General features: G+C 68.3%; 7 protein-coding genes. 2 read left to right on the top strand and 5 right to left on the bottom strand.

Annotated features, from left to right (window positions below; translation table 11 throughout):
* The coding region (locus PKH97_RS11595; RefSeq protein WP_324387606.1) for an MATE family efflux transporter at positions 1 to 278 on the bottom strand (278 nt) is incomplete at its 3' end.
* 171 nt (positions 279 to 449) lie between these two features.
* Between PKH97_RS11595 and PKH97_RS11600 the strand changes: the two genes are divergently transcribed.
* Positions 450 to 1,166 carry a hypothetical protein gene (locus PKH97_RS11600; protein WP_324387607.1) on the top strand — a complete coding sequence of 239 codons (717 nt, stop codon included), beginning with the start codon at positions 450 to 452 and terminating at the stop codon, positions 1,164 to 1,166.
* A gap of 54 nt (positions 1,167 to 1,220) precedes the next feature.
* Here the strand turns inward: PKH97_RS11600 and PKH97_RS11605 are convergent, their stop codons facing one another.
* The 4 genes from PKH97_RS11605 to PKH97_RS11620 form a co-directional block, all read right to left on the bottom strand.
* On the bottom strand, positions 1,221 to 1,928 hold the full coding sequence (locus tag PKH97_RS11605) for a DNA alkylation repair protein (protein WP_324387609.1): 708 nt from the start codon (positions 1,926 to 1,928) through the stop codon (positions 1,221 to 1,223).
* Between the two features lie 20 nt (positions 1,929 to 1,948).
* Complete coding sequence (locus PKH97_RS11610; protein WP_324387611.1) at positions 1,949 to 2,224, bottom strand: DUF2277 domain-containing protein; 276 nt, start codon at positions 2,222 to 2,224, stop codon at positions 1,949 to 1,951.
* A gap of 23 nt (positions 2,225 to 2,247) precedes the next feature.
* Positions 2,248 to 4,428 carry an ATP-binding protein gene (locus PKH97_RS11615; protein WP_324387612.1) on the bottom strand — a complete coding sequence of 727 codons (2,181 nt, stop codon included), beginning with the start codon at positions 4,426 to 4,428 and terminating at the stop codon, positions 2,248 to 2,250.
* A gap of 283 nt (positions 4,429 to 4,711) precedes the next feature.
* Entirely contained in the window at positions 4,712 to 5,941 is a 1,230-nt protein-coding gene (locus PKH97_RS11620) for an acetyl-CoA hydrolase/transferase C-terminal domain-containing protein (protein WP_324387613.1), read from the bottom strand.
* A 388-nt stretch (positions 5,942 to 6,329) separates the two neighbouring features.
* Between PKH97_RS11620 and PKH97_RS11625 the strand changes: the two genes are divergently transcribed.
* Positions 6,330 to 7,312 (top strand): DnaB-like helicase C-terminal domain-containing protein (locus PKH97_RS11625; protein WP_324387614.1); only part of this gene is annotated, 983 nt, incomplete at its 3' end.

Genomic DNA, 7,312 nt, shown 5'->3' on the forward strand with positions numbered 1-7,312 from the left:
AGCCAGGTGCCGTCGAGGCCGGCGGCGAGCGCGCCGCTGCGGGAGCCGGCGCCGAGTTGGCGGGCGACGACCGCGGTCGTGCCATAGGCGAGGAAGACGAAGACGCCGACCACGGTGAGCAGGACGGCGCTCGCCAGCCCCAGACCGGCGAGCGCGACCGTCCCGAGGTGGCCGATGATCGCCGAATCGGCGAGCAGGAAGAGCGGCTCGGCGATCAGCGCGAGGAAAGCGGGCACGGCGAGCCGCACGATCTCGCGGGCCAGGCTCCGGTCATCCATCGCGCCCCAGTCTGCCCCGCCCCGTCGCGTGGCCGATTCAGCCCAATCGAAAGTGGACAGGCGCCGACTGGCGGAGACCCGACAGCAGCGCGTGGTATCACGGGACCGGCGGCGCGGCTCCTGGTGGGCGAGCGGCCGTACTCGGCGACCGCTGCCTTTCAGGAGGGAATCATGGATCGACGCTCACTCTTGACCGCCGCCGCGGTCGTGCCGGTGACCGGACTGCTGCTGCCTGAGGCGGCCCACGCCGCACCGGCGGGATTCAACAGCACCTTCAACGGCAGCAAAGCCGGCTGGTCCAATGTCCGCGGCACGTGGACGCTCAAGCCCGGGAATCTGTACTCGCGCGGAATCCCCGGCATGCGTGTCTCGACCAAGCGCACGGGCAACTACAGCGACTTCTACTACGCGGTGCGGATGCGACGCCGTGGGAACTCGACCGGGGTAGCCGCCAACGCCTTGGTCGTGCGCGGCAACCCGGGCAGTGTCGACGGCACAGGCAACTGGAAGCCGTCCTATCTCTTCCAGTACGCAAATCAGGGCTGGTATTCGGTCTGGCGCATCAATGCCAACGGCACTGAGGGAGCAGTGGTCAATTGGACCCGAACCTCGTCGGTCTTCTCCACCGGGTACAACTTCGTTGAGGTCTGGGTCGACGGCGACTACCTCGACTTCCACATCAACGGGACCCACCAGTGGTCGGGATACGACTCCGCGTTGAGCTTCGGCCAGGTCGGAATCAGCTACTACACCGAGCCCAGCAAGACCGCGGAGTGTTTCATCGACTCGGCCTCCCTCACGATCATCGGCTCCCGGCGCGAGCCGTGCCGGCTGGGTGCGGCCGGTCGCGCCGTGCCCGGTGGCTCGATCAATATGGCGCCTCGCTGATCGCTTCCGCCCGACGAAGACGAGCCGTATGCCCGCGGGGTGACCCCGCGGGCATCAGCGGAGGTGTTTGAGCGCCTCGCGCTTGCTCAGCCCGGACAACTCTGGCTCGTGCGCGGCGACGAAGGCGCGCACCCAGTCGGGGTCGACGCGTGCGTACTGCCGTAGCGCCCAGCCGATCGCTTTGCGGACAAAGAACTCGTGCCCATATGCCGTGCCCTCCACGTTCGCCTCGATCACGTCGGTCAGCAGCGCGGTGTCGGTGCGGTCCTTGAACGGGAGCTGGCTGATGATCGCCGAGCGGCGCAGCCAGAGGTCGTCCGCGCGGGCCCACTCCCGCATCGTGGGCGTGACGGCCGCGTTGTGCTGCAACAGAATTGGCGAGATGCAATGGCTGGTCACGTCGTCGACGTAGTCCCACCAGGCGCCCGTCACGACCAGGTGGCGATAGAGCCCGAGCGTCATCGGGTCCTGCCACCCGCGGGCGCTGCGGTGCTGCGCGAGGAGCGACGCGGCATACCGCTCCTCGCGGAAGGCGGCGTCGTCCCAGAGGAGGCGAACGGCATACGTCCATTGGTCGCGGGTCTGCGGCAGCGGCGTGGCCGCGAAGGTGGCCCGCGCGATCGAGCGCAGGTGCGGGCTGGTGATGCCGCGGTAGGGCATCGCCGATTTCATATAGCGCTGCTGACCGGCTGCGCGCTCGGGGTCGCCGTGCTCACCGAGGGCGCGCCGGAGGGCGGCGACGATCGGGGGTGCGTCCTTCACGTATGCCGTGGCTCGAGCCGTCAGGCCGGCCGGCCGTAGCGCTCGGCCGCGCGGGCGCGGGCCTTGGCCGCCTCGACCGTCCGGTCCTTCTTCGGGGCGGTGGTCACCAGATCGTCGAGCAGGTGCGCGGTCACGTGCGCGATCTCGGCGACCGCCTTGTCGAAGGCGGCCTGATTCGCGGCCGAGGGTTTCGTCGTCCCGGCGACCTTGCGGACATACTGCAAGGCCGCGGCGTGGACCTCGTCGCTGGTAGCGGGCGGCTCGAAGTTGTTCAGCGGCCTGATATTGCGGCACATGCCGGGCATCGTAGGCGCCTGGCTCACGTCGGGTCCGACGCACCCGCTCGGGTGATCGAGAGCATCGAGAAATCGTCATCGGTCATTGCGCGAGTGACGAGCCCGTCAGGTGCGGCCACGGAGGCCAGAGGACCGCCGGTGACCGAAACAGACGCAGCATCCGGGCCGGTCGCGACGGCCCGAATCGTGGCGGTGGCGCCGAGAGTGGGGAGGCTATCGAGGAGCACGCGCGCCACGAGGGCGAGGATGACCAAGTCATGGAGCGGCTCAGTCTGGAGTTCCACGCGGGTGCCGCGGCGGCGGGCGATCTCGATCTGGACCTTGAGGGCGGGGGCGACCGTGCCGAGGAGCAATGGATTGCGCAGCTGGTCGCGCAAGGCGAGTTCGGTGCGGGCCGCGGCCGCGCGTTCGTCGTCGGTCAAGGCTGGTCCATCGGCGATCCGGCGAAGCATCGGCACAACCGTGGCCTGCAGATCGGCGGACCGTTCGGCGATGATGTCGGCGCGCGCCTGGTCGACCCGACGCTGCTCATCCAGGCGCTGGATCTGGCTATTCGCCGCCGCCAGGCGGGCCTGGAATCGCCCCATGCCCCATCGGATGGAGGCGCCGACGACGGCGAAGATGAGCACTTGTGGCCAGGCATTGAGCACGATGACCAGGTTGAGTGGGGGGTCGGCGACCAGTTGCGTGACCGCGTATCCGGCGGCGCTGCCCAGGGTCGCGATGAGGGCGAAGCGCGGGCTGAACCGCGCGGCGATCGTCGCGGCGGCGACGTCGGCGAAACCGACATACCACGTGCGCCAGTCCGGCACACCGAGGTCCTGCGTGTTGATGGCAAAGGCGACTGGGAGAAGGAAGACCACGCTCGCGGCCGCCCGCCAATAGCCGGTCGGTGGCATCACCCAGAGCAGCGCCGTCATCGTGAGCATGCCGACGGCGAACACGACATTGAGCACGGGAAGGCGCGCCGTGTCGAGGTAGAGCCAGCCGATCGCGAGATAGCCGGCCTGGATCAGCGAAAGCGCGAGCAGCAGGACGGGATGCCGCAGGGTGTGCAGATCCGGCGCTGGGGAGGCGATGGAGGCCGCAGCCGGCGGGATGGTGAGGGTGATCTGCGTGCCATTCCCGGGGGCGGAACGAACCTGCGCCGTGCCACCGACGGTCCGGAGCCGGTCGCCGATGGCCACCCGCAGGCCATAGCGCCCGACATCGACGCGGGCCGGATCAAAACCCACGCCGTCATCGCGGATCGTCACCTGCGCGCCGGCGTCGAACCGGGCGTGGACCGACGCCTCGGACGTGCCTGCATGACGCCGGACATTTGTCAGGGCCGCCACCGTCGCATCGAGCAGTGCGGCGGCTTGCGTTCCATCGGCCGGCTGCCCCCGCTGCTGGATGTCGACCTTCAAGCCGAGGGCCGCGGCCTGATCGGCGACGGCAGCCCGCCAGCAATTGGGTGGAGCGCCGCGCATAGCGTCTCGCGGGCGGTTGAGGGCCTGGTGGGCCTGGCCTGCTAGGTCACGGGCGACGGCCCGAGCGGGTGCGTCGGTGGCCATGGTCGCCTGCAGCAAAGCCCCAAGCACGACATTGTGGATCATGTCGTCGAACTGGGCGCGTGCCCGAAGGGCGGCGCGCGTCGCTGCTTGGGTGGCGGTGGCCCGGTTGGCCACTTCTTCGGCGTGGTTGATCGTGGCGACCAGTTGGGTGACAACGCCGTAGAGCACGGCGAAGGCAAGCACGCACGCAGCGAAGTACACGCTCTCGCAAGTTCCTTGATAGACACCGACACCCGCGATGCGCGCGCGTGCGGTGACCACGCCGAGGAGGAGCGCACTGGCGACGGCCGTCCGCACCCCGAAGGCGACCGGCATGAGCATCATTCCCGGCATCACCAGGACGTGGAGCGGCGAGTAGGGCAACGTCGGCCACCTCGGCGCTCCGGCAAGACCGTAGAGCACGAGCACGACGAGCGTGACCGCGGCAAGAATCCGGATCGGGCCGAAGTCACTCGGTCGCAGCAAAGTGCCGGCGACGCACAGCACGGTGCACGGCACCATCACGGCAAAGGCCACGACCATCGGCCAGGTCCGGTAGGCGTCATAGTCGTCGACGGAGCCCAATGCTGTCGCGATCGATGCGACCAGGCCGACGGCCGTCGCGCGGGTGATGCCGAGGGCGACCTCGCGAGGCAGGGGCACGTCCATACGTTGCCCTTGCGCCCAGCGGGCACCCAGCCGAAACGCGAGAGCCGAGACGCCGCGACGGGCGTCCAGCGACGTGTCGGACATGGCGGACGAGACCTCCGGACTGGGGGGCGAGACCGGTGACGAGTCAGCGGGACGTCAAAGCGAGTCCCACAACCCCATCCTTTCGCTCCTGGCGGACCGAGAGTCAGATGCGCATCGAGATGTCTGCAATCTGTCCACTTCGGCGCGAGCCTTCCAAAGGCGCAACGGACATCCCGCTCTCGCTGCCGTCTGTCAGTCGTCAGGCGAGGCCGAGCGCGGCGGCTTCTTCCCAGAGTTCGTCCCGCACGTCGGGGTGGGCGGCGTCGCGGATCAGGTGGCGGGCCTGGGCCTGCTGGGTGTAGCCGAGCAGCTCGGCGACGCCGTGCTCGGTGACGACGGCGGACTGCTGGAAGGAGGTCACCGGCTCATCGATCAGCGGCACGATGGTCGAGACATCGGCCTTCGGGTGCCAGGAGCGCATGGCCATGAACGCCTGCCCGCCCGGGGAGTGCAGCGCGCCGACGATGAAGTCGGTCTGCCCGCCGAAGCCGGAATAGATGCGGGCGTTGATGCGGCTGGCGTTGGCCTGGCCGAAAAGGTCGATCTCGAGAGCGGTGTTGATCGACGTCATCGAGCGCTGCAGGGCGATCAGGGTCGGGTCGTTGGTGCGTTCGGTGCGCATCATCCGCACGCGCGGATTGGCGTCGAGCCAGTCGTAAAGCTCGCGAGTGCCCATCAGGAAGCTCGTGGTCAGCGGGTGGTTCGGGTCCATTGCGCCGCCACGTTCGAGCGACAGCACGCCGTCGGAGAAGGTCTCGGTCCACACGCGTAGGCCTTTGTGGCCGTGCAGTTGGGCGATGGTCGCGTCCGGGATGGCGCCGATGCCGGCTTGCAGGGTCGCGCCATTGGGGACGCGGACGGCGACGAGTTCACCGATGCGGTTGCTGTCGTCATCGGGGGTTGCTGGCTTGATCTCGGGAAGGGGCGTGCTGACCTCGATCGCAGAATCGACGTGGTCGACGGGGACTTGAGCGTCGCCATACGTATAAGGCATCTGGTCGTTGATGACGGCGATGATCCGGCCGGAGCGGGCGCGGCAGGCCTCGATGGCGGCGGGGAGAATATTGCACTCGATGCCGAGGCTCAGTTGGCCGTCGCGCGGCGGGGCGCAGTGGATGACGACGGCGTCGGGCGGGAGCGGGCCCTTGAACAGGTGCGGGACGAGCGAGAGCCGTGCCGGGACATACGCCAGGCCCGGGTGCTTACGCATGCCCGCGCCGACGAAACAGGTCTCAGCGGTGACCCCGTCGCGCACCGGCGCGGCACCGACACTGGCATTGAGCGCGTGGATGATGACGCGCTCGAGGGCCGCGTCGATGAGGGGGATGGCGTCGGTCGGGATGGCCGCATTGCCACTGATGACGATGCGGGGATTGGCGGGGAGGGCAGCGAAGATGCCCTGGAGTTCCGCGGGCGTGACGATCTGCATAGCGCCAGTCTCTCCCGGGTGCGGCGGGCGTGCCAGCACGGGTCGCCTAAGGCGGTCACGTTGCCCAGTTTCCGTGGATAACTCGGTCAGGTGACACGCCCGAAGTTTCTTTTGTCCCCATTGCCGCATGGTCGTTTGCGCAGGTCAGCGCGTTACGCGCGGGGTTCCTCCGCGGTCTCCACAGGCTTTTCCCCCGGGTGTGCACAAGGGGAGCGGGCGTGTTGCACAGGCTGTCCACACGGCATACACAAGGCGTCTTTGGAGTGTCGCGCAGGGGTGCTCTACGGTGTCGCGATCCCCTCTCCCACGCCGCTCGGCCGGGTTGTCGGTGGGCCCTGATCTACTTCGAGGTGGACGCGGGAATGGCTCGGAAAGGTCGTGGTCGTCGGTGAGCATCGCGCAGCTCGATGTGGGGGCATACGGGTCGCCGGACGGCCCCGGTGACAGCCGCCTGCCCCCGCAGGATGTGCACGCGGAGCAGTCGGTGCTCGGCGGGATGCTGCTGTCGAAGGACGCGATCGGCGATGTCGCCGAGGCCCTGAAGTCGACAGACTTCTACCGGCCGGCACACGAGCTGATCTATGACGCGATCGTCGACCTGTTCTCTCGTGGCGAGCCGGTCGATGCGATCACGGTCGCCGATGAGATGACCAAGCGCGGCACGCTGCAGCGCATCGGCGGGCAGGCCTATCTGCACGACCTGATCCAGTCGGTGCCGACCGCGGCGAACGCCGGCTATTACGCGACCATCGTCTCCGAGCGCGCGGTGCTGCGGCGCCTGGTCGAGGCGGGCACGCGGATCGTGCAGTTGGGTTATGGCCAGGGCGAGGGCGATGTCGATGACATCGTCAACCGCGCGCAGGCCGAGGTGTATGCCGTGGCCGACAAGCGCGGCTCCGAGGACTATGTCGCGCTCGCGCAGACCTTGGAGGAGACGCTCAACGAGATCGAGGTCGCGTCGGGGCGTACCGATGAGTTCACCGGCGTGCCGACCGGCTTTCACGAACTGGACGAGCTGCTGCACGGCCTGCACAAGGGCCAGATGATCGTCGTGGCCGCGAGGCCTGCGGTGGGCAAATCTACGTTCGGAATGGATATCGCTCGCGCGGCCGCGATCAAGCACAAGATGGCGACGGCCTTCTTCTCCTTGGAGATGAGCCGCACCGAGATCTCGATGCGTGTGCTCGCGGCCGAGGGGACGATCTCGCTGCAGGACCTGCGCAAGGGCACGATCGGCGACCACGGCTGGGAGAAGCTTGCCGCGTTGGTCGGCAAGATCTCGGACTCCCCGCTCTACATCGACGATTCGCCGAATATGTCGTTGATGGAGATCCGCGCCAAGTGCCGGCGCTTGAAGCAGCAGCACAACCT

Origin of the sequence: Nostocoides sp. (genome assembly GCF_035343835.1) — a bacterium.
GTDB lineage: Bacteria > Actinomycetota > Actinomycetes > Actinomycetales > Dermatophilaceae > Nostocoides_A > Nostocoides_A vanveenii.